Origin of the sequence: Laspinema sp. D2d, assembly GCF_025370755.1 — a bacterium.
Taxonomy (GTDB): Bacteria; Cyanobacteriota; Cyanobacteriia; order Cyanobacteriales; family Laspinemataceae; genus Laspinema.
This window is the reverse complement of sequence record NZ_JAMXFC010000013.1, coordinates 125,141-148,265: the sequence shown is the minus strand read 5'-3', so window position 1 is coordinate 148,265 and position 23,125 is coordinate 125,141. Positions and strand designations below refer to the sequence as shown.

The following is a 23,125-nucleotide window of genomic DNA, read 5'->3' as shown; positions in this document are numbered from 1 at the left end:
GCAAAAGCGGTAAGGGCTGAGTCTAGGTTAGATTGGCTTTCTAATTTTACCAAATTTGGGGACTGTTAGAACTAATAAAGGCAACAAAGTCACTCTTTCTGCTGACTTGGGCATTTATCTTTATAATTTTCTGTTGGAAAGTTCAAGACCCCAGACCTTAATAATTCTTTAATATTAAACAATTAGCTAATTCCCTCATATCGAGTACAATAATCAATTAATATTCAAAACCGCGTATCTATGAACCTTCGTCTGTTTGCTGCGATCGCCTTCCTATCCTTGGTCTGTGTGGGGTGTGATTCTAACCCCTTGGCACAAAAACTCCCAGGAGGAGGCGCACCCGCCACCACTGAATCCCCTCGCCGTCCCCGCATCCTAACCGAAAGTTATGATGATTTACAAGTGAATGCAAGCGAATTGGTGATGCGCTTGACAGAAATCACCCTAGCTGAGGATAGTACCATCGCGACGGTATCTATCACCAATGGTCGCCGTGAAATTATCAATATTAATACAAAAAAAGAGAATATCATTCTCTATGATGATGAAGGGAATACATATCGTCTAGCCATCCCTCCAGATAATCCACTCATTCAAATTCAACCGGGTACAACTCTTAACGGCAAATTTGTGTTTATTGGTCGATTATCCCCCGAAGCTGCTTATATCAGACTCAAAACAGTAACTTATTACGAAGACCAACTTTATTCTCGCACAAGGGGCATAACATTAGAAATTAAAAACGTTAGAGTTCCTCGGGAGGGGCAAAATGCACCTAGAAATTAAACGGCTACAAGTTGCGATCGCCTCTAGCTTGCTGCTGATTGGCACCGCTTGCCAAAATCGCTATCAAGACTTACCGAAAGTTACCACATTTGAAATTGTCCCCGTTCCTGTCACTCAATTAGAAATAGCAACCGTTGAACAGGTGACTACAAGCACCTTTGATGTTCAATCACCCACCACTACAACCACCACGGTTGATCCATCTATTGTCAGTACAACTCAAACCGAACAAACGGCAACACCTTCGAGTTCTACTTCTGTAGAAACGGCAACGCCTTCGAGTTCTACTTCCGTAGAAACAACACCACAACCGAGTTCAGCAACTACAGAGACTTCCCCTCCGGCGACTTCAGTTCAAGTAGAACCGCCACCGGAACCGACTATAGTAACTTCGGAAGAAGACCCGACTGATTCAACCCGAATTATGGTAGAAACGGTGTTGCCAACGCCAACGGAGGTAGAACAGACCCTCACGGAATTAAATGCGGAAACCACTATTGAAGGGATTAAATTCAATCTTTCCGATAATATTTTATTTGAATTTGATAAATATCACGTCCGGGCGGCAGCTAAACCAACCTTGGAAAAAGTCAATCAAGTGCTGACCCATTTTAAGGATGCCCAAGTCTTGATTCATGGACATACAGACAGCAAAGGAACTGACGAATATAATATAGAATTGTCGCAAAAAAGAGCAGCGTCAGTGAAATATTATTTTGTCAATAACTTTCAAGCGGAACCAACCCGCATCCAAACCAAAGGGTTAGGAAAAAGTCAACCGATCGCCCCGAATACCAATCCCGATGGTTCCGATAATCCCCAAGGACGGGAAAAAAATCGGCGGGTTGAATTTACCATTCAAACCGAAACTCGAACTGTTGAAATTGCGCCCAATTCTGACCCCTTTGGGGAAGCAGTTAAGAAGGCAACGAGTGCAGCAACCTTGACACAAGCAGCCAAAACTCCCGAACAGTGGTTACAAGTCGCCAAACAATGGCAAGAGGCGATCGCCTTCCTGGAGGCAGTCCCCCAAACTAACGCTAATCATGGCATGGCTCAAGTTAAGATTGTAGAGTATCAAAAAAACTTGCAGTATGCTCAAAAAAATGCGGGATTGATTTAATTTCAATCCCAAGCTAAATTCACTTGAATCCCCGAGGGGAGGGGGTTAAAAAAAATTAGTTTCCAAAACGGTAACCAATTCCTCAACTGCTTGTTTAAAGTGTCAGACTATCAATAGATGAATCCAAGAAGAAACTTTACCCATGAATCGATTAATGCCTACAAAACTGAATGTTTGGAGTCCGATCGCCGCTGCTGCTCTCGCTTTGGGACTGTTTAGTATCCCTCCCAGTCTCAATGCTGTTTCTGCCCAGGAACAACCCGCGCGTAATCTCACCGTTACGGGACAGGGAACCGTAGGTATTCCCACCACCTTAACTGAGGTGAGATTAGGGGTGGAAGTGCAGGGAAAAACCGCCCAAGAGGTGCAACAAGAGGTAGCAAGGCGATCGCAAGCCGTGGTAGAACTGTTGCGATCGCGCAACGTGGAGAAACTCCAAACCACCGGCATTCAACTCAACCCGGTCTATCGCAGTAATGACAACGCAGCGCCTACGATTATTGGCTATGCTGCCTCTAATATTGTTAGCTTTCGTCTCTCCACCGATCGCGCTGGAACCTTGTTAGATGAGGCTGTCAATGCCGGTGCAACTCGCATTGATGGAGTCAATTTTATTGCCCCAGATGAAGCAATGGAAACCGCCCGTCAGCAAGCCATTCGGGCAGCGACTCAGGATGCCCTTACCCAAGCAGATACCGTCTTATCAGCCCTCAATTTCACTCGCCGCGAAATTGTGAAAATACAAGTCAATTCTGCTATGCCTTATCCACAAACGATGTACGCGATGAGGGATTCTGCTCCTAATTTTTCCACCCCAGTCATGGGAGGTGAACAGGAGATTTCTGCTACAGTTACGCTGGATATTAGCTATTAAAATAGGATAGCATAGTTACCCCTTTTACGAGTTTAAAAGGCTACCAATCCAGTGGAAGACTAACATTCCCAATAATATCCAGAGCAGGACAATAATGGTAGCAGCTACCCAATTTTCAGGAGTTCCCTGCTGGTTAGCTGCTTCTGCCTGTTCTCGACATTCAGCAATCACCTGGGGAGGAATCATTTTTAGCACAATCCAAATTCCCAGGGGGACTAAAATTAGATCGTCTAAATAACCGAGAATGGGAATGGCATCGGGAATTAAATCAATGGGACTAAAAAGATAGGCAACGACCCCAGCAGCCAGCACTCTAGCATACCAAGGAACGCGGGGGTCTTTACTGGCTAAATACAGGGCGTAGGTTTCGGTTTTGAGTTTATGGGCGAACTGTTTTAAGGACTGCATAGCTTCAGGGTCAGATGGGTTTTTCGTATTATATCTGCGATCGCCCTCACTCGATTGGTTTACCCCTTGCAACCCGCCCGAAATATGAGGGGAATTTCAGGGAAGAACCGCCCAAGGGGTTGAACAAAAAGAGGCGATCGCAAGCAGGGGTGGAACAGTTGCGATCTTATCTGCCCTTAATCTCACTTAGCGAGAAACAGTCAAAATCTAAGTCAATTTAGCCGCACCCTATAGCCGATATTCTCACACCGGGAAGCGGCAACCGATTTTTCCACCCCAGTTGTTACTAAGAACTGAAGAACGACTCAAACCCTTCCTCACACCGGCACTCTATCTCCGGTCCCCCCCTCAAGATATCGGGGAGGGGTAGAAACAGGTCCCCCCAACGGCGGGATTTTTTAAAACCGCATGATAACATATTAAGAACCTGAAATCCGATAAATTTTAATTCTTCATCAGTAATTCGCTATGTTAAGATAACATCATACTGGTTGTCTGCAAGAAAAACAACGGATAGCAGCTAAATTAATATGCCCCAAAACACGCTTACGAAAAATCGCCGGTTAACTCAGGTGGGATTGCTACATTTAGGCCGATACCTGCGTTGGCTTAGACATTATCGGGGTTGGACGTCAGTCCATGACCTGGGGCAGTACATTGCAACCCAAGAATCGATGTTGCTGAAAGAACGAGGGAAGGACCTCTATATCGACCCGGAACTGGTCCCGGGGATATCGGGACCGCAGATTAATCGGATTGAGGGGGGTAAGATTACGCGTCTGGCGATCGATCAGTTGATGTTGCTGATTGATGTGCTCGAACCTGTGCATCCGCAGTCGATGGATACGATGAGTTTAGAAAGTTTGCTGGATATTGCGACAGGAGAGGCAACGATTGAAGTGCCGCCCCTGGGGAGTGATTAAGGCAACGCCTCGGAGAATTTAGGGCAATCTCCGGGGAGTCTTAGGGATTCGTTGGGATTGGTCCTGATTGGGAGATAAACCAGCGTTACGTTACATTGACTCCTGGGCAATGAATTGAATTCGATTGCCACAGGAGGATAACTCCCAGGGTAAAATTGACCGCATATATCAGAAAAATCCTCATACAAACCAAACATCGGCCTCTCCATTAAAATGACTAAGCGAAGTTGGCTAGAAATTCTGGAATATTTATCCGTGGCGGGTTCCGTGGCGGGTTCCGTGGCAGCGATCGCGACGCAGCAAATTGTTTATGCTGCAACGCCGCTTTCCCTGTCGGTGGTCCTCAATTTGGCTAATCGCCGTCGATTAGCGCAGGAACCGTCCATTGGAGGCAATGACATTGAACTCCGGGATAAACTTGCCCGGGAATTAGGGATATTGCGCGAACAAGTGCAGGGATTGCCGACGGATTCGGATTTTAATCATGTTCAGTCGGCAGTATCGAAACATTCGGAAGAATTTGAAGAGGTTAAGCGACAGTTAGAAAAAACTCTGTCCCTAGCGCAAGGGTTAGAGTTGAATCCCTTGCGCCAAGATATTTCGGTACTCCGGGAGAATTATGCCGGGGTCCAGGAAACGTTGGCGGCCCTGAGTGCTCAACTCAGTGGGGGAGACTCTTCCAAAAGTGGACATGGGGTTGAGCGGTTGGAGAGTGCGATCGCCCAGATTAATAGCAAAATTGCCCAATTTCAAAATAAACTCTCGAAATTGGAAACCGGCGGTGGGACTCCAGATTTAAACCCGGTTTTGTCAGAGATTGCTCAAATTGAACAGCGACTGGAAACGGTTCGGGCGAGTGCTAATCAAGCGATTGAGCAGGAAATTGCGGAGTTGCGGGCGGATCTCGAAGCGCGAGTTAGTGCCGGAAATCCCCTGGAATTTGGGGCGGAACAGGTGAGTTCCCTCAGTTCAGAGATTGCCAAATTGCAGGAACGGCAGCAAGCATTAGAACAGGCGATCGCCCCGGTGAGCGAGTTGCGGATTCAATTGGAACAACTGAATCAGAAGGTGGCAGCACAACCGGATTTCGAGCAAGTGGAACGCTTGAGAAACGCCTTATCCCTGGCGATCGCCTTGATTCCTCAACTGGAACAGCAGTTAGATTTAGAACGCCTTGGGGTTTCCGCCCGTGGTAACGAGGAGGCGGTAGATTTAACCGGAGTCGATGAAGCACTCCGGAAAATTGCCGAATCTGTCAGCGAGGCGATCGCCGAAATTGATACGCGGTTAGCCCCCTTAGAAGCGGTGAATCTGCGTCGCATCCAAGAGGATTTGGCCCTGCAAACTCGGGAATTAGAACAGTTAACCAGCGGATTAGCGGCCCTGCAACAAGAACAGGGGTCTTGGCAAACTGCCCTTCTCGGATTACAAGAGAAAATCGACGGATTACCCTTACTCATCGCCCCAGAAGCTCTGGAACCGTTGGAAACCGCCCTCACTACCCTCAAAGAACGGGTGGATCTTCTGGCGGGATTTCCCATTCCCGAACTACAGGACCAGCTTGAACAGTTAGCCGATCGCGTGAATAATTTACCCGAAGCGATCGCCTCACAATCCGATGTGCATAAACTGAATCAAGCACTGCTGGAAGTTACCGCGAATCTAGCACAAGTGCGACAACTCACGACTTCCCTGGAAAACCAGAGTGAAGTGAGCAGTCGCCTCAGTCAACTGGATAGCATGGTAAGCGAACTCAGTTCCCGCCTGGATGAAACCTTGCCCCAAGAACGGGATGCCTTGCGCCAAGAGGTGCAGAGTCTGCGGGAACAACTAGAATGGCAAGGGAGTGGCGTTCCTAATGCGGTCTCAAGTGAGGTAACTCACCAAATCCACGAACTTCTCGAACAGTTCAACTCTCGTCCCGAATTGGAGCAAATCGAGACCCTAAGTGCCAATGTCAGCGAACTGGATCGGCGACTGGAACAACTGCCCAATAGTCCCTCTTCCGCTGAGGAACGGGATGCAGAAGTAATTGATGTCCTCCGGCTGGAAATCTCTGAGTTGCGATCGGCCCTAGCGCAAGTGAGCGAATCCATCGGTCACTTATCCGATGTGACCCCGGAGAGAATCGAACGGTTAGAAGTGGCATTAGGACGACTGGAAGGACAACTGGAACAGTGGCGGAATCGTCCTGGACAAGTTTCAGTGCAGCCGCAAATTGAGCAACTGAGTCAGCAGCTTAAAGCCCTGGCAACCCATCCCGAAGTACCTCACAATACCCCGGGAAGCGGTCATCTGCAATCTCTGATTTCTCCGGCGATCGCCCAGCAACTGTATCAAATCGAATCTTTACTAGAAGGGATTAAAGCCCATCAGTATGAGTTGGTATTTGACCGACCCTCGATTAGAGCACAACTGGAAGAGGCGATCGATACCGCTCAACATCGTCTGATTTTAGTTTGTCCTTGGGTCAGTCGTGCGGGGTTGGATGGTAATCTGCTGCAAAAGCTGGAAGGACTGCTGCAACAGGGTGTTCAAGTCGAAATCGGTTGGGGACATCTGCGGGATATTGAAGCCGGAGAATTCCCGATTCGGATTAATGAACATTGGCAATTAGACCCGATGGCGAAACGCGGGTTATATGATGCCTTGAATGATTTGGAACATCTGCGGACTCAATATGGCGATCGCTTGCAATTGAAAGTCCTCGGCACTCATGAGAACTTTTTGGTGTGCGATGACAAGTGGGCGATGTTAGCCACCCATCATTTCCTGAGTAGCAGTGATGCGCTACCGGAACGGGAAGTGGGATTACGGACTACCGATCCGAAGATTATTCACGGGTTAATTGAGCGCTTTAGCGAACCCTTGCTGAATCCTGCTAATGCCAGCGCCTACTACAATCGCGGATTTGAGCGGTTGGATATTGGCGATTACCAAGGGGCGGTTGAGGATTATACTCGGGCGTTGCAGATTGATGGCAATCAGCCAACGGCGTATAATAATCGCGGATTAGCGAAGTTCCAAATCGGCGATTTTGCCGGTGCGATCGCCGACTATACGCGATCGCTGGAACTGAATGACAATGAAGCGGTGGTATATTTTAACCGAGGATTTGCCCGGTTTAATCAAGGCGATTATACAGGAGCAATTGGCGATTACACTGAGTCAATTCTGAAAGCGCCAGAACAGACAAGCGCGTATTTCTATCGCGGAGAAGCCTACGGACGCTTGGGGAATTATCAACAAGCGGCAGAGGATTATACTCGTGCGATTCAACTGAATCCCCAAGATGCGGTAGCGTATAACAACCGAGGATTAGCCCGGTATAACCAAGCGGACTATGCGGGGGCGATCGCGGATTATACAGAAGCGTTGCGCCTGAAACCCGATGATGCCGTCGCCTACTTGAATCGGGGGGTTGCCCGGTCCGCCGGGGCCGATTATCATGGAGCAATCGAGGACTTTACCCAAGCCCTGAGTCTGAATGAGAAGTATGCCAGTGCCTATAACTATCGGGGTCGGGCGAGGGCAGAAATGGGCGATCGCCAAGGGGCGATCGGGGACTTACAAACCGCAGCAAACTTGTTTTCTCGCCAAGGAGATACCATCCATCACCAACAGGCGATCGCGGCCCTGACGGCGTTGGCGAGTGCAGACTAAACCCTCCCGGTCCCCTGAATCTCAGGGGACCCGAAAGCCGGTTTCTAGCCTAGAGTGATTCCAAATGGATCAAGAGTGAGTGAAGAAACCCCATTGTTTTTCTAATCCTGAAAAACGTCCTAGCGGGAATTTTTATTCCCGCTTTTTTGTGGAAGTGACTATAATTGGTGCAAAACCGGGCGTCCTACCACCAACCATGCAAACGATAAAACCTTCCAGTCAAAGTTTTAGGGGCAATCTTAACTCGTATCCCTGGCAAACCTGGGTTGAAGGCACTTGTGTTGCCGGATCCGCCGTGGGAACCGTCGTGGCAGCCATTTCGGGACAAGTCGTCTATGCCGCAGTTCCTCTCACCTTGGCGTTAAGTCTGAATTTGTCCAATCGAGTGCGATCGCAGCAGCAAACGGCACAACAAACCACATCGGCGATCGCCGATGTCCGTCAAATGGTGGACGCTCTCCAAACTAACATCCGCCAACAACCGCCAGTGGAAAAGGTGAATTTGCATCCCCTGCATCAAGCCATTTCTCAGTTGCAAACTATTACCCAACGCCTCCAAAAAACAGCAGTTCGAGAAGATGACTGGGAAACCGTGAACGTTCGCCTCTTATTAATGCAGGAACAGTTAGACCAACTCTCGACTCCACCCCAGGCAAAATCAGAATTTGTCAACACTCCAGGGACAGAGGAAACCCTTCCTCCCTCTTCTAATTTGCCTGAATTCCAGTTGCAAATTCAAACCGAACTCGAACCCCTAGCCCGTCGCGTTAAAACATTAGAGCAACAAAACAAACAAATTGTCAAGCCCTATCTGCAACGTCTCACCCAAGCCGTTAAAAAGTTGGAACAGACGGATTCTCTCACTGCCTTAAAACGCAACTTAGACCGATTAAGAGCTGAATTTCAACAGCATAACCCGGAATCTGAAGAAATTACCGCTCTTCAACGGGAAATGACTCGAATCAGCGAGGGATTAGCACAGCTTCAGCAGCGTTTTGAAGCCCTACCCCCCTGGAGTAACCTCGACCAACTCGGGAAGATTGAAGCGGCAATTGCTGCATTATTTGAAAAAGTTTCAAGCCTAAACGCACAGATGCAAAGACGGCTAAATTCTTTAGAAAAAGAAGAAGTGGAACGCCTTCATCAAGAGATTGATTTTCAAGCAACCACGATCGCCTCCTTACAAGATGGATACGATCGCCTCTATCATTCCGTCACCGATTTGAGCAGCCGCCTAGAAACCTTGCCGCACCGTGAGCATCGAGAATACGAACATTTCTAGTCCCGTAGGGTGGGCATTTCCCACCCTCTATCCAGAACGGCTAAAAATTGGTGACAGGATGCAGAACTCTTGTTAAAAAACCCGGGTTTCACACTTTTTATCCTATCTCCCACGGAAGTGAATCCCCCCAGCGGCATAAAAGATATTAAAGTTAAAGCCTGTTTGATTAACCCTTGAGCATTATAAATTTCCAGGAGTTTCAGGAGCAATATCAATCCCTCGTCCTTGTTTCATTTCATGCTGAGGGGTAATCAAATCGCTGAGTTCACTAATTTCAACCCCAATATCCTGGCAAGCTGCTTTGAGTTCTTGGGAAAATAGGCTAGTATTCTGCCCATAACCACTCTGTGCCGCTGCTATTGCTAAACCCTGTTCCGCATTGGCTTTGGCACAGTCAATCAGTTCTAGTCCTTGGAGTTGTTTACTTGCTACCATACGTTTAGCCCTATCTCACTCATTCAGATTATTCAATTACCCTAACCAGAACCGAGCCTAAATTCATCCCCCGAAAGGAAGAAGATAATTGATAATTGATAATTGATAATTGATAATTGATAATTGATAACTTTCCATTATCCATTGTCCATTGTCCATTATCAATTATTAAAGCCAATACTTGTAAGCTGCATAAGCAAGAGTAACAATTCCCGTGACGATCGCCGATTCATCGACCTCGAATTGAGGATGATGGAGGGGGTAATTGGGTTTGTCTGGATGTCCCACGCCGAGACGAAACATCATTCCCGATGCTTGTTCGAGATAGAGGGAAAAATCTTCTGCACCGAGGGAGGGTTCAGGAATATAAATGACGCGATCGCTTCCCCACGCTTCTAATGCCGCTGATTCCACTAACTGGGTCATCCCCGTGTCATTTTGCACCGAAGGGACTCCCCGTCGGTAGTTCATTTCATAGCTGCCGCCATGCATCTGACAGACATGAGCGACTATTTTCTCAACCCAACCGGGTAAATCGGCATGGGTTTCGGGATGCAGCGATCGCACGGTTCCAAGCATCTTCACCGAGTCGGCAATCACATTCGGCGCACGTCCTCCATTCAGTTGACCAATGGTCAAAACCACGGGACGTAAGGGGTTTTGAGTCCGAGAAATGGCCTGTTGTAGGGTGGTAATCACCTGCGACGCAATCCAAATCGCATCGATTGCCTCATGGGGACGTGCACCATGTCCGGATTCCCCAATAATTGTAATTTCTAGGTCATCGGCGGCGGCGGTTAATGCTCCCCGTCGAATCCCGATCGACCCCCCGGGAATCGACGGAAAAACGTGCAATCCTAAAATATTGGTGACCTGTTGCATGGCACCATCGGCAATCATCCACCTAGCACCTTGAGCAATCTCCTCTGCCGGTTGGAATAAAAAGCGCACAGTTCCGGGTAAATTCTCCACCAGTTCCGAGAGGATCATCGCGGTCCCCAATCCGACGGTAGTATGCACATCATGTCCACAAGCGTGCATGACTCCTGCCTGCTGGGAGGCGTAGTCTAATCCAGTCCGTTCGGCGATCGGCAACGCATCCATATCCGTGCGAATTGCCAACACCCTCTCATCTGTAACTTGACTCGCCAGTTCTCCAATGACCCCGGTTTTCCCCACCCCCTCGCGCACATGAACCCCACAGGAAGAAAGAACCCCCGCGACATAGGCAGCCGTTTGATACTCTTGACCACTGAGTTCGGGATGACTGTGAAGATGTCGCCGAATCTCAATCAGGCGAGGTGCGAGTTTAGCAGCAATGGTTTTAATGTCAGTGAGCATGGGGGTCCCAGGGTGAGCGTACAATTTTTATTATAGAGTTGGTTGCTCCGGGAACTCTGTGCGACCCGATTGAGGGGCGATCGCCAAAAGCCGACTTTTTCTTAGGTTCAAGAAAAAGTCGGCTTTTGAGAAGGAATTCAATTGTTTAAGAGTTTAGCCTTCTAAAGTTTTGATGGCCCGAGTAGGTAACCGTCATGGGCAAGACAGCATGGATGGCTTAACAAATAATATCCCCTACAGTTTCTCGAACAAATTTGAGGGCTTTTTCGGCTCCTTCCACCAAAAATTCGACCTGTCCATAAGTTTTATTCAGCTTTCTTGCATCAATTTCAACCCGTTGAGCCGGATATTTTTGCAGAAGTTCTAGCAGGGAAAGTCGGCCATCATCCGCAGCCGAAAGAACCAAACTTGAGCGCAACCCTTCAATCCCTTTACGACCCGAAGGCGGATAAATGGCTTGACTGATTTCGTAGAGGAATAATTCTCCTACGATAAAGTTCAAAGAACGGTCTAAAACTCGGACATTCGCCGGAATTTCCTGGGTTAAAACCGTCCGAAATAGATCCCGATCAACATTGGCAATTCCCGTTAAAAATCGGATCACCCGAGACGCTTCTCCGGTTTCCCCAAATTCAACTAATTCCGTCATGGGAATCGCGATTCGTTGGGGACCGTATGTCAGGACCACCACTTGAGAGGCGGTTGCCGGGGAGGGTGTAAACACCACGAATGAAAGACTGGTCAGAAAAACAACGAGGCTGAGGGCTATAAATTTGACCCACTTTTTGGGTAGCTGGCTCAGACTGGTGACAAACGTTTTGATTTTTATTTTCATGGCATCGCTCCTGAAGGATTTCTCACCCTTGTTGCTGGCTTCACCAGACCCAAATTATCGGCTCATGAAGCATGAAATAGAGGCAGTAACGCTGCCTCTATAGATTGAGTTGAGTTTATTTAGACCACCCTAAGTTATTCGCCTTAGAGCCGGTGAAAAGTTGGGGGACGGGTTTGGTATCAAAGTCCGATCCAAACAATCCCTCTTCACAAACGACATCAGATAAATAGGTTTGGACTACTTGGGCGATCGCCAAAACATCCGTCGCTAAGAAACTAATTCGGTCATAGCCTTCTTCTAACAGAGGACCACTGACGCTCAACTGTTGTTCAGGATAATTTTCTAGCAATTCCAGGAGGGTAAAACTATCGTTGGCTGCTGCAGAGACGAAAGCATCAACGACTTGAGTAACATTTTCTTCAACTGCAATACCCAGAACAGGTTCAAGACGAGTGAGGATAAATTGACCAATGGTGCTGTTGAGAATTCGTCTCAAAAATTCCTGGGAAACGGGAATTTCTTGACCCAAGGCAAACCGTAAGGCTTCAATATCGCGCTCGATGATACCCAACCGGGTGCGAAATTCTGCGGGTTCTGTACCTTCGCTCACAAACCGGCGTAAGTCACCGATCGAGATGGTCTCACGGGAATCGCCGTACATTAGAATGATTCTATCTACAGCCATTGCGCTATCACAATTGATGGTAACCGCCGCCGTGACTGCTAAAACCAGTGCCAGCCCTAGGGATAAAGCTCTTTTCCAGATCCCATGAAACTGTTTAACCACGAAGGAGAATCTTTGATTAATATCGAACCCAGAGGTTATGTTCATCCACGTACTCCTGATACAACACTTCAGACTTGTCTGTTTTACAACGTTGACTATATTGATGTTAGAGGATTTTCTCTACCAGTTTTTTGTTCCTGGAAAGATTCCAGAAAATCGACAATCTCTGTGAAAACAGGTCACTCTTATGTTACTACATTTTCTCCCGCATTTTTTACTCATTCTAAAGTTAGATATTTTTAAACTGATAAAATATTTGTATTAGGGATAGTTATTTATCAAAAATTATATTCTTTTCTTAACAATAAACCCATCCAGATTTTTTCCAATCAACCCTTGAGCCTGTGTCCGCTGATTCCGGCTATTTTTTCAGGCGAATTTACTCCCCTGATTTTAGAGTTTATCTGAATCCCGTGATAACAATGGGGAACCTAAAATAGCCAGTCCTTGCCCATTCCCCGCGCAGCTTTAGGGATACTGGACTATCGGCCTGCACTTTTTTCTGAATTATCCCTCATCAGAAATTCCTTCCTTTCATTGGGCTATTCGGATTTTTCCCTCAAAAGTTAAAAAGCCGGTTCCTGGGTGAACTAGGGGATTGAGATTCTACGGCAGAGAATTGCGATCGCACCCTAGGAAATTAAATCTTTTCTCCTTACTTCTCCGACTTTACCCTTCCCACTCATCCCCTATCCGGCTAGGAACGGGGAGATAAAAGCATAAATAAATCCCATTGAACATGAGTGTTTTGAGAAATACCTGTTCCACTTATACTCCGAATTTTACCCAAACTATTTAGAACGATTTGACCTTCCGGTGATGCATTAATTTCCGGGGGAACAAATGTATTCACCCAAGCCAACAAAGACCCCATATTCAGATAACAAGAGCCGAGGTTCGCTTGAGGTAATGGTTCTAAAGCCGCTTGGAAATTAAACGCATTGGTGAGACTCTGATAAGGTTGCGGATAGAGTTCTTGAAACGGTTCTAGTCCCGTGGTTATCATCACCGTATTCTCAGAAATCCATCCATGAGCCAATACACTTTCTGTCCTCCCATTTGGGTTCATAACCTCCCAACTGGTGACTGAGTTTTCATTAATTTGATGACGAGTAATAGTCAGCGCCCCAGACATCTGACTGGCAATCCGTTCATCAAGTTGTGTTAATAGACGTTCCGCACTCGGGCGATCGCTCGTTTCAATCATCGACCCCATTCCCAATTTCATCGTTTCATCTACTGTAGGGAAAAATCCTCGATTGGTTGGAAAAACAAAAGCGGTAATTTCGCCATCCATCCAGGGGAGGATATCTTGTGTCAGATCTAAACCCAGGGTAGATTGAGTTAACTCTGGGATTTGCTCCAATCCGGGCAAAGTGAGGAGGGTTTGACCCAAAATCGGGCCGATCGCCTGCCACAAATTCAGACTGCCGCCACAGGTGAAGTAGGTCGATGCCGGAAGTCTTGCCGCCATTGGTTGCGGAGTCGGTGATACTAGGGTCTGAGGGGGTGGAGTTTTGTAAAACCCCCGAGACTGAGCGCGGATCCCTTGGGGTTCCATCCACACCATCAAATCGATCGCACTGTAGGGCGTCGTCACCTCACCTCCTGCCCGATTGAGATCTCCGGAAGCGGGTAGGGGAACCAAACGGTTTAACAAGGGAGAAGCGCTGGAAAGTTGGGCCAATTGGGGAAATTTGCCATACCCCATCACCAGCGATCGGCCCGATTGCGGATGCGCTAAGGTCCGTTGAAACTGGGGGTCGCTGGCTAAACTATTGCTCATGTCTTTTGTTGCAATCCACCGTTCCAAAGGGGCGCTACTCTGGGCCGCCACCACATATCCGGGAACAATCGCGATCGCCAAACCCGCTGTTCCCTGGACTTCTGGGGCGGGGACTCCAGGAGGGTTCGGGACGGTTTCGGCTGGGGTTCTCGGGGTAGAATCCGGCAAAATTGGCCGCGTCTGCGCCAATACCGGCAACCCTTTGAGCCATTTGCTAGTGTGGAAAGCTGAGAGGGGATTTAAGGCGATCGGGCCGCTTTCTCGGGACTCAGGAGACTTCTGTTGTTTCCTCGCCATAGTTGGCCCCGGCCATTCTAACAGGGTCACCCCCTGAAACTGACGTTCCCGAGGCTGTCCCTGAATCGCACTCAATTGGGCCACAAAATTAGGAATCCGGTTCGGGTCCTCAATGGGAGCCACCATCACCGCATTTTCTTGGAGAGAAGCCTGCCCGTTCCCTTCTGCACCGGGCATTAAGGCGATCGCCGTCCAGTCTCCCAACCAGGGCTGGATATCCCGGGCAAAATTCACCTCTGCCGGAATATAGGGCAAAAATCCCGGCCCAGAAAACCCAGGCGGGAGGTCAATAAATCGATTTAATCCATTCCAGGCATTCGCACGGGTATCAATCAGCAACACCCCGCTGATATCTCCCGGTAACACTGTCGTGACTGGCGGAGGGGAGGTTGGTGCAACCCCCTCCGGTACAGGTTGTGCTTGCAGCACTGAACCCGTTGTCAGAACTAAAACAGAAAGCACTGGTAAGGTGACGCGCTTAAGCACTGAGCCATTTCTCCCTTTTGCGATCCACAGCAAGCGTACCGTATTGAAGAGAGTTTCGCAATTTCAGATCTGCCCCTAGAGGAGAAAAGCAGTGAGGAGTCCCTTTTTTGAGTCGGGAATCCCTCCGCTTCTTAGGTCACCCAAAAAAAGGGGTTAAGGACTAGACAAGGGGGATTGACTCTGTTAAAATTTATTTTATAATGGGAGGCTTGGCAAAAATATTATTAAGCTCACCATTCGGATTATAAATATAATATTGTATCACGTCAAAAAAAGCAACCCCCACACCCCTATAATTTTTACGCTGCTCATTGTGTGAGCCGCCCTTAATTTAGAAGAAACCCGGCTTTTTCAAACCGGGTTTCTCACAACAGGACCGAGGCTATCTCACATTTTTGGAGTGAACAGCGCCTCTAAGTGCAGTCTCACACCGCCGCCACAGCCGGGAGCAACGCATCTTTGAGCAATTGCACCTTATCCGTGGCTTCCCAAGGTAAGTCAAGGTCCGTGCGGCCCAGGTGACCATAAGCAGCGACATCCTGGTAAAAACGACCGCCTCGTTCCCCAGGCAGACGCTGTAAGTTAAAAGTTTGGATAATCCCTGCCGGACGGAGTTCAAAATTCTTCTGAACCACTTCTAGCAACTTATCTTCGTCCACCTTACCTGTGCCAAAGGTTTCAATCGTCAGACTCACCGGGCGGGCGACCCCGATCGCATAACTAATTTGGACTTCGCACTTCTCGGCCAAACCAGCCGCTACAATATTTTTTGCCACATACCGGCAAGCATAGGCCGCACTGCGGTCTACCTTTGTGGGGTCCTTCCCAGAAAATGCACCGCCGCCATGACGGGAATATCCGCCATAAGTATCTACGATAATTTTGCGTCCGGTTAAGCCCGAATCCCCTTGGGGTCCGCCAATGACGAATTTACCTGTGGGATTCACCAAAAAGCGGGTGTTCTCGTCGGGTTGCACTTGAAGGTCTGCAAAACAAGGTTGCACCACCCATTTCCAGACATCTTCTTTGATTTTGGCTTGCACAGCCAGGTTATCAGTAATGTCTCCAATCCCTGGAGTGTGCTGAGTGGAAATCAAAATGGTATCAATACCAACGGGAACCCCATTTTCGTAAATCACCGTGACTTGGGTTTTGCCATCGGGACGCAGATAGGGCAGTTCGCCATTTTTGCGGACTATTGCCAGTCGGCGAGACATCCGATGCGCCAGGGAAATCGGCATCGGCATCAGTTCGGGGGTTTCATTGCAGGCAAAGCCAAACATTAACCCTTGGTCACCGGCACCGATCGCATCAAGTTCTTCTTCACTGATCTGTTCCCGAGTTTCTTGGGCTTGGTCAACCCCTTGAGCGATATCAGCGGATTGTTCATCCAGGGCCACCAGAACCGAGCAACTATTGGCCGAGAAGCCATTTTCGGCATCAGTATAGCCAATTTCCGCAATCTTTTTGCGGGCGACTTCCACAAAGTTTACTTGGGCTTGGGAGGTGATTTCCCCGGTGATCAGAACTAAGCCGGTGTTAACGACAACTTCTGCGGCGACCCGACTTTTGGGGTCCTGGGTCAGCAAGGCGTCGAGAATGGTGTCAGAAATCTGGTCGCAGATTTTATCGGGGTGTCCTTCGGTGACGGACTCTGAGGTAAATAAGTAGCGACGAGTCAACGTTAAGTCCTCCTGGGATCTGGATAACGATCGTTAAACTATCTTAGTCTGAGGCTGGCAACAGGAAGTTTCAAGATTGAATGAGGATTTCGTCTAAAGAGGCGATCGCTACATCCGCACCAGCGAGGCGATCAGAAGACGCCGGACGCCAGCTAATCCCGATACAACCGGCAGCACCAGCACGTTTTGCCATCTGAAAATCAGCAGGGGAGTCCCCCACCATCAGGGTGACCCCCGGTTCGACACCGAGGGACTGGCAAGCTTGTAAAAAAAGAGCGGGGTCAGGTTTACTTGGCCCCGAATCCACGCCCATTTGCAGTTGAAGATAGGTGTCGAGCTGATAATGTTGCGCAAAAGCTTGGACTCGTTCGGTACTGGCTGCGGAGAGAATGCCAAGTTTGAGTCCGGCCTGGGAAAGATTGACGATCGCCTCTAGGGATCCGACAAATAAGGGGGAAGGGGTGGCATTTTTCTTGAAGAATTCATCGGCTTCATCAAATGCGGCCCGAGCAATTTCTAGGGAATCGAGCCAACCACGTCCGGTTTCGGCAATGTAAGCGGCAGCAGCAATTTCGTTTTCGCCTCGGCTACCGACGGCGAGTAAGCCGGTGGGGTCGAGGGTGTTATCGGTGAGGCCAAAGGCCATGAGAAGGGGGTCTGCGGTGCCAGGAACCCGAGCGTCAATGATGCGCGATCGCTTATGTCCCAAGAGTCTTAAAAAATCTTCTGAGTCTTCTAAGGTTCCATCTTTATCAAAGATGACTGCCTCAATATGCTCAAATTTGATATCTCGACACTGAATGGTGGTCAATGTCTTTAGTCTCCTGTAACGGTAAGGATTAAAGGGCGATTGCGAAGCCGCCAGCGCGGATCATTATCATTTCCTTGAAGGGAGGAAAGAAAGAGGGTGCGCTGCTTTGAGATCGTCAGGTATGAACTGGACTGACTGGATCCCTGACCTCAGTTCAAAACTCCCCCCTAGATAGATTGTGTCCATCGGGGCAACTCAAGGGTAATTCTTGTTCCGAAGGATGACAAAGGAGGGAGCGGTGATGAGGGAGCAAGGTTCGGTGAATTAGGGACGGGGGGATTGCTTCTGAATCCAGTTAGAAGTCTAATCCATTACTCCCCGAACCCAGTCTCACCGATTGAAGATCTGGCGATCGCCCGAGTCGGTAAGATCTAGTCTTCGGCGACAGCAGAGACTTCCTCTTGAGCAACTGAAGTTTCCTCTGCTTCTACAGCAGGAGGCACTTCAATGGCGTCTTCTACAGCAGGAGGCACTTCAATGGCGTCTTCTACAGCAGGAGGCACTTCAATGGCATCTTCTACAGCAGGAGGCACTTCCACGGAACTCAAGGAAACTGCGGGCTGCTCTGGTTGTCCTTGCTGCTTGGCTCGCATTTGTTCGCGGAATTTTTGAGCCATTTCTTCAGCGCGATCGAAGACGGACTGCCGGTTCTTCACCATATCCCCGGGTTCCGGTTCGAGTTGCTTGGTAGACAGGGAGATCCGACCCCGTTCTGCATCCAAGTCAATGATCATTACCTTCAGCTCGTCATTGACATTAAACACACTGTGGGGTGTATCGATGTGATCGTGGGAAATTTCCGAAATGTGCAGCAAACCGCTGACTCCACCGATATCGATAAAGGCACCGTAGGGTTTGATGCCACGAACTGTACCGATGACGACTTCGCCGACTTCCAAGCGGTTCATCTTGCGCTCAACCAACGCGCGACGATGAGATAGAACCAGACGATTGCGGTCTTCGTCTACTTCTAAGAATTTGAGGGGGAGTTCTTCTCCGACCAGTTCTTCTTTGGGTTTGCGGGTGCTAATATGGGACCCTGGAATGAAGCCGCGCAAGCCTTCAATGCGAACCAGTGCTCCCCCGCGATTGGTTGCAAACACCTGAGAACGCACGGTGGCGTCTTCAGTTTGCAACTGGCGAACTCGTTCCCAAGCCCGCATATATTCAATGCGGCGGATGCTTAAGGTCAGCTGTCCATCCTCGTTCTCATCGGTTAGGATAAAGAACTCGCGAGTTTCGTTGGATTGCAAGACTTCATCAGGAGCGTCAACCCGGTTGATCGACATTTCCTGAATGGGGATATATGCGGCTGTTTTTGCACCAATGTCAATCAGAGCGCCCCTCGGCTCTAGACTGAATACTGTACCGGCGACGACATCGCCGGGGCTAAAGTGATAGTCATATTTATCGAGAAGAGCTGCAAAATCCTCGTGAGTAAAGCCTACATCTTTGGCGACTGTGTTCTGATTGACCATGCGATTTGATTCCTGGAACTGTTCTCCGTTCGTAGTCGTGTATTTTTTGAAAAGATGTTGTCGATGTTGAGTTTGCAGCCGTAAAACAGCTACAAATCTTGAGCAACTTTGAGTCTAGGCTAACCTGGACCTAAGTGCACCATCACACTCCTTTTCCCTTGGTCGCCTCGGTTGGGCGTCCAAGGTTAAACAAAAAAGTTAGAGTTTAGTGTGGGGCGAGAACACTAGGAGGGAGCGGGTCTGTTCCACAAATTAGGGGTTTAGACTGCTCCCTTGGTTCAGCTTCCCCGCTCACAGGCAAAGGGGAGAGAATAGACTTCGAGCAGTTTCCTGTCAAAGATGCAGCCGTTATTTTTGAAGGCTGGTTCGATTCAACTTCCGGCTTAGCTTGCAAGCGCATTCAGATGACGTCAAAAAGACGCTTCCGTACTATTTTAGACGCTTTCCTTTGGAAAATTTTAAGCCTAGAAAAACTATTATAGCTTGAATGCTCCTTTTTGAACACCGAGCTTTGGAAATTTTTCAAACAATTTTTGTACAATCTCTCGTTAAGACCCTCGATTGGAATCCCTTGTCATTGGTGAACCCGGGACAGATCCATTCCTGCTCAAGGGCGATCGCTGTCGTTGAAGAGAATTTATTTTAAGCAGAGGGTAACGGGTAACGAGTAACTTTGGACCCTTGATTGCCGTCATAACCCAGTCCTAATTTTACGTTAGGCTTGAGCTAGAGAAGAGACCGGGGGAGAATCCTGGGGCGCATCATTGATAGTTAACTGCCCTTGCTCATCAGCAGATTTTCGAGGGGAATTGTCTTCTTCCGGGGTAGGGGAGAGGTCACACCCTTGGCGATCGTTTTGATTTTGCAGGTCCTTTAAAGTTTCCACAAAATCACGAATCCCTTGGAATTGTCGATAAACCGAGGCAAAGCGGATATAGGCTACTTCACTAACCACTTGCAATTGAGAAAGGACCAGTTCTCCGATATCATTGCTCGTAACTTCTCGTCGAGATCGCTGTTGCTGCAATTGAGCTTCGATTTCATCGACTAAATTTTCAATTTGTCCAGCCTCAACCCCAGTTTTTTCACAAGCGCGAACAATTCCGCGTAATAACTTAGAGCGATCAAAGGATTCGCGGGAGCCATCTCGTTTAATCACCGTGATCGGGACATATTCAATCCGTTCATAAGTGGTAAAGCGACGGTTGCACAGGAGACACTCCCGGCGACGCCGGACGCTTTGACCGGCTTCAGCGGAGCGAGATTCAAGCACCCGACTATCAGTATGCTGGCAAAATGGACATCGCATGATTTTTGTCCTGTGAGCGAGAGGAACTCCGAGGGGAAGGCAGAAAGAAATCGGGCAATTATTCAAACCCAAGGTCTGTTTTGATCATTGGAGTTCCCGCGCTTAAATCTTCCTGCCTAAACTCGGTTTAAAGCACAGCTTAAGGCTGGCTTGAGGATGGGGATCCAAGACTGGGGGAAAAATCTGAGTCTATTTATATCCTATTCTTTTAAGGTTTAATGCGATCGCAATGACCGCCTCGCCTTCTTGGCCTTCTTTTCCCAATGGAATGAGTCAGCTAGAGGAATTAATTAACTCAGAAATTACCCCCGGATTGTTACTTGCCAATGCGAGGCGGTTCACGGAAGGCGATCGCAAAGAACAGCACACCAACGGCTAAAGTCAGAATTAAGATGTAAGCGACACTCTGCATAATGATAAATTCCTGATCATCAAGGGTAACACCAGTCTACCAAGCAATAGAAAAAAGGTCTAACAAAATGGACTTGTCTTTTAAGACCAGTCCATTTGTTAGACCTGATAGGAGCGTTAGAGGTAAACCCCTCTAAACTTCTTGTTTGCGGGTGGAAACGTCCCCGACTTTTTGGAACAGACCAAACTCGACTTGCTCTTCGAGATCTGGGTCGATCCCGGCAAACACATCGCGGAAAATTGTCCGAGATCCGTGCCAGATATGACCAAAGAAGAACAGCAAAGCAAAGCAGGCATGACCATAAGTAAACCAACCGCGAGTGCTGGTGCGGAACACCCCATCAGAGTTGAGGGTTTCGCGATCGAACGCAAACGGTTCGCCTAACTGAGCTTTCCGAGCATACTGCTTAACCAGAGTGGGTTCACTAACGGTTTTCCCGTTGAGTTCACCACCGTAGAAGCTCACCGTTACGCCGGTTTGCTCAAAGCTGTATTTTGATTCAGCACGACGGAAGGGAATATCCGCACGCACGATGCCATCAGCATCAGTCAAGACCACTGGGAAGGTTTCAAAGAAGTTAGGAAGACGACGCACCGAAAGTACGCGACCTTCACCATCTTTAAACACGGGATGACCCAACCAACCTTGGGCGAGTCCATCCCCATTGTTCATGGGTCCTACGCGGAACAGACCGCCTTTGGCGGGGTTGTTACCGACGTAATCATAGAACGCCAGTTTCTCAGGAATCTGAGCCCAGGCTCCTTCTAGGGTATCCCCTTGAGCCAGGGAAGTTTGCACACGCCGATCAATTTCCTGCTGGAAGTAATTGCTATCCCACTGATAGCGGGTTGGACCAAACAGTTCGATCGGAGTGGTGGCGGAACCGTACCACATGGTACCGGCGACCACGAAAGCTGCGAAAAAGACGGCAGCGATACTGCTAGAGAGTACGGTTTCAATGTTCCCCATGCGCAGTGCTCGGTACAAGCGCTCAGGCGGACGCACCGATAAGTGGAAAATGCCAGCAATAATGCCGACAATACCTGCTGCAATGTGGTGAGCCACGATACCACCCGGATTAAACGGGTTAAAGCCATCGGGTCCCCACTCTGGCGCAACGGGCTGGATATGTCCCGTTAAGCCATAAGGGTCAGAAATCCACATCCCTGGTCCAAATAACCCGGTAAGGTGAAATGCTCCAAATCCGAAGCAGAGCAGACCCGACAAGAATAAGTGGATACCAAACATTTTTGGTAAGTCCAGGGCGGGTTCGCCAGTGCGCGGATCGGTGAACAGTTCCAAATCCCAATAAACCCAGTGCCAGCAAGCTGCTAGGAACAGCAATCCGGATAGGACAATATGGGCGGTAGCAACGCCTTCAAATGACCAGAAGCCGACGTCCGCTGCGCTTTCGCCGGTAATGCTCCAGCCTCTCCAAGAATCAGTTACGCCCAGGCGAGCCATGAAGGGCATAACGAACATTCCCTGACGCCACATGGGGTTCAGGACGGGATCGCTCGGATCAAAAATCGCCAGTTCATAAAGGGCCATTGAACCGGCCCAACCTGCCACCAGAGCCGTGTGCATCAGGTGAACAGCAATCAACCGACCCGGATCGTTCAAAACGACTGTGTGTACTCGATACCAGGGTAGTCCCATTGACTACGCTTCCTCCTCAGTTTGAGTTATCTATTTGGACGCTATCTTTGAGCCTTTTATAAAGTCAAAGCGTTTTCACTGGGGACCAAGCCTTAAAGCTGGGGGCTTGACAGTGGCTGCGCGATGACTATCGCATCTCAAAAATGAGACAGTATTTAAAGAAGTGTAACTATTGATGGAATCGAATGCAAGAGTTTTGGTTATTGATGTAAAGAAAAGCGATCGCGCTCTTCGGGTGGCGGATGCTGATTTCTGAGAACTGGCTGTATCCGGATTCCCCAGTCTCTCAGGGTTGTACTTCCCTAGAGCGACTGGTTAAAGCCTTTAATCAGACAAATCCCCAGAGAATCGGTCCCTCAGCCGAGGTGACTCCTTCAGGTACGGACCTTGGGAGTTGGGGGTTTAGGTTGCACCCAGATTCGCAAAATTGGGCCGATTAATCTGGCAGTTGGCTTCGGCGGCGGATAAGCGATCAATGACTTGATCGGCACTCATCAGACGCCGCAGCACGACTTGCCCAATTGTGGAGGCTCCACTGGATGAGGGGGAAATTGGTTTAACTTCCACCATGATTACGGAGTCTTCCACCCGATAGAGCCATAATTTTTCGTCATTATTCTCCAAAATGCAAAAATTTATTTTCTCGATTTCAGGTTCGCGTCTCCAGGCGACTGCATTCCACAGTCCTTCCACTCCCCAAACGCGACCCACGGTCCAGCCTTCTGTTAGAAAAAAATATTTCACGCAC

The 23,125-nt window shown here is 48.7% G+C and carries 19 protein-coding genes; 6 read left to right on the top strand and 13 right to left on the bottom strand.

The features are described from left to right. Positions 1 to 240: 240 nt before the first annotated feature. The 3 genes from NG796_RS11430 to NG796_RS11420 all read left to right on the top strand — a co-directional run bounded on the left by NG796_RS11430 (position 241) and on the right by NG796_RS11420 (position 2,783). Positions 241 to 786, top strand: coding sequence for a hypothetical protein (locus NG796_RS11430; RefSeq protein ID WP_261206773.1), 546 nt, complete (start codon positions 241 to 243; stop codon positions 784 to 786). Then, a complete protein-coding gene (locus tag NG796_RS11425; RefSeq protein WP_261206771.1) occupies positions 770 to 1,909 on the top strand; it encodes an OmpA family protein in 1,140 nt (379 codons plus the stop codon). The genes NG796_RS11430 and NG796_RS11425 overlap by 17 nt, the downstream gene beginning before the upstream one ends. A gap of 154 nt (positions 1,910 to 2,063) precedes the next feature. Further along, positions 2,064 to 2,783, top strand: coding sequence for an SIMPL domain-containing protein (locus NG796_RS11420; protein WP_261206770.1), 720 nt, complete (start codon positions 2,064 to 2,066; stop codon positions 2,781 to 2,783). A gap of 24 nt (positions 2,784 to 2,807) precedes the next feature. On the opposite strand, the gene NG796_RS11415 is transcribed toward NG796_RS11420, so the two are convergent. Continuing rightward, complete coding sequence (locus tag NG796_RS11415; protein ID WP_261206769.1) at positions 2,808 to 3,191, bottom strand: YkvA family protein; 384 nt, start codon at positions 3,189 to 3,191, stop codon at positions 2,808 to 2,810. Between the two features lie 530 nt (positions 3,192 to 3,721). Here NG796_RS11415 and NG796_RS11410 point away from each other — a divergent pair. The 3 genes from NG796_RS11410 to NG796_RS11400 all read left to right on the top strand — a co-directional run bounded on the left by NG796_RS11410 (position 3,722) and on the right by NG796_RS11400 (position 9,059). Further along, positions 3,722 to 4,114 carry a hypothetical protein gene (locus NG796_RS11410; RefSeq protein ID WP_261206768.1) on the top strand — a complete coding sequence of 131 codons (393 nt, stop codon included), beginning with the start codon at positions 3,722 to 3,724 and terminating at the stop codon, positions 4,112 to 4,114. Positions 4,115 to 4,327: 213 nt separating this feature from the next. Continuing rightward, the gene (locus tag NG796_RS11405; RefSeq protein WP_261206767.1) at positions 4,328 to 7,777 is read left to right on the top strand and encodes a tetratricopeptide repeat protein; all 3,450 of its coding nucleotides are present in this window, start codon (positions 4,328 to 4,330) and stop codon (positions 7,775 to 7,777) included. 79 nt (positions 7,778 to 7,856) lie between these two features. Further along, entirely contained in the window at positions 7,857 to 9,059 is a 1,203-nt protein-coding gene (locus tag NG796_RS11400) for a hypothetical protein (RefSeq protein WP_261206765.1), read from the top strand. A 180-nt stretch (positions 9,060 to 9,239) separates the two neighbouring features. Here NG796_RS11400 and NG796_RS11395 read toward each other — a convergent pair whose 3' ends face one another. The 12 genes from NG796_RS11395 to NG796_RS11340 form a co-directional block, all read right to left on the bottom strand. Then, positions 9,240 to 9,494: a hypothetical protein gene (locus tag NG796_RS11395; RefSeq protein ID WP_261206763.1), complete on the bottom strand. Its 255-nt coding sequence runs from the start codon at positions 9,492 to 9,494 to the stop codon at positions 9,240 to 9,242. 168 nt (positions 9,495 to 9,662) lie between these two features. Beyond that, complete coding sequence (locus NG796_RS11390) at positions 9,663 to 10,835, bottom strand: M20 family metallopeptidase (protein ID WP_261206762.1); 1,173 nt, start codon at positions 10,833 to 10,835, stop codon at positions 9,663 to 9,665. A gap of 217 nt (positions 10,836 to 11,052) precedes the next feature. After that, positions 11,053 to 11,670 carry an alpha/beta hydrolase gene (locus tag NG796_RS11385; protein WP_261206761.1) on the bottom strand — a complete coding sequence of 206 codons (618 nt, stop codon included), beginning with the start codon at positions 11,668 to 11,670 and terminating at the stop codon, positions 11,053 to 11,055. A gap of 115 nt (positions 11,671 to 11,785) precedes the next feature. Further along, positions 11,786 to 12,502: an alpha/beta hydrolase gene (locus NG796_RS11380; RefSeq protein WP_261206759.1), complete on the bottom strand. Its 717-nt coding sequence runs from the start codon at positions 12,500 to 12,502 to the stop codon at positions 11,786 to 11,788. A 652-nt stretch (positions 12,503 to 13,154) separates the two neighbouring features. Continuing rightward, positions 13,155 to 15,026 carry a DUF3352 domain-containing protein gene (locus NG796_RS11375; protein ID WP_261206757.1) on the bottom strand — a complete coding sequence of 624 codons (1,872 nt, stop codon included), beginning with the start codon at positions 15,024 to 15,026 and terminating at the stop codon, positions 13,155 to 13,157. Between the two features lie 425 nt (positions 15,027 to 15,451). Beyond that, positions 15,452 to 16,708 carry a methionine adenosyltransferase gene (metK, locus tag NG796_RS11370; RefSeq protein WP_261206756.1) on the bottom strand — a complete coding sequence of 419 codons (1,257 nt, stop codon included), beginning with the start codon at positions 16,706 to 16,708 and terminating at the stop codon, positions 15,452 to 15,454. A 70-nt stretch (positions 16,709 to 16,778) separates the two neighbouring features. Beyond that, a complete protein-coding gene (locus NG796_RS11365) occupies positions 16,779 to 17,519 on the bottom strand; it encodes an HAD family hydrolase (protein WP_261206755.1) in 741 nt (246 codons plus the stop codon). A gap of 371 nt (positions 17,520 to 17,890) precedes the next feature. After that, positions 17,891 to 18,997 (bottom strand): 30S ribosomal protein S1, encoded by a 1,107-nt coding sequence (locus tag NG796_RS11360; protein ID WP_261206753.1) that lies wholly within the window; start codon positions 18,995 to 18,997, stop codon positions 17,891 to 17,893. 715 nt (positions 18,998 to 19,712) lie between these two features. Continuing rightward, positions 19,713 to 20,306, bottom strand: a complete 594-nt coding sequence (gene nrdR, locus NG796_RS11355) for a transcriptional regulator NrdR (protein ID WP_261206752.1) — start codon at positions 20,304 to 20,306, stop codon at positions 19,713 to 19,715. Positions 20,307 to 20,622: 316 nt separating this feature from the next. After that, on the bottom strand, positions 20,623 to 20,718 hold the full coding sequence (locus NG796_RS11350) for a photosystem II reaction center protein T (protein WP_261206751.1): 96 nt from the start codon (positions 20,716 to 20,718) through the stop codon (positions 20,623 to 20,625). Positions 20,719 to 20,850: 132 nt separating this feature from the next. Then, a complete protein-coding gene (gene psbB / locus NG796_RS11345; protein WP_261206749.1) occupies positions 20,851 to 22,377 on the bottom strand; it encodes a photosystem II chlorophyll-binding protein CP47 in 1,527 nt (508 codons plus the stop codon). Positions 22,378 to 22,779: 402 nt separating this feature from the next. Continuing rightward, positions 22,780 to 23,121 (bottom strand): hypothetical protein, encoded by a 342-nt coding sequence (locus tag NG796_RS11340; RefSeq protein WP_261206748.1) that lies wholly within the window; start codon positions 23,119 to 23,121, stop codon positions 22,780 to 22,782. Positions 23,122 to 23,125 lie beyond the last annotated feature (4 nt).